The organism is Streptomyces sp. A012304 (genome assembly GCF_026008495.1).
Taxonomy (GTDB): domain Bacteria; phylum Actinomycetota; class Actinomycetes; order Streptomycetales; family Streptomycetaceae; genus Streptomyces.
Genome location: NZ_BQUN01000217.1, coordinates 1 through 346 on the forward strand (window position 1 = coordinate 1; position 346 = coordinate 346).

The 346-nt window shown below is 67.9% G+C and carries 1 protein-coding gene; it reads right to left on the bottom strand.

The genetic code is table 11. The annotated features are described in order from the left end of the window. A partial coding sequence (locus ALMP_RS42535; RefSeq protein ID WP_264937409.1) for a DUF6193 family natural product biosynthesis protein occupies nucleotides 1-269 on the bottom strand: 269 nt, incomplete at its 3' end. Nucleotides 270-346 lie beyond the last annotated feature (77 nt).

Below are 346 nucleotides of genomic sequence, written 5' to 3' on the forward strand. Positions count from 1 at the left end.
CCCTGGCTGGACTCCCCGGACTGCTGGACGCGGTAGCCCCCGTCCTGCAAGGAGATGCGAACGGCGCCCTCACGGTCGGTGAACGACCGGGACAGCTGGAGGGACCGATGACTCAGGTCGGGGAAGTACGAGCGAAGCACAGGGTCCCGATGGGCGGCGTCGACCAGGTCCCGGTCGTCGCAGAATTCCGGCGCGCTGCGAAGCCAGTCCCACTGAGCGGCAATCGGGTCCGGGCTCGCCAGAACCCGGGCGAGTTCAGTGACCCGCATGAAGGGGTACCTTGCGCTCAGGGAATCGTACGACGCCCCTCCTTTCCAGTGCGCCGCCACCTCCACGACCTGGGACA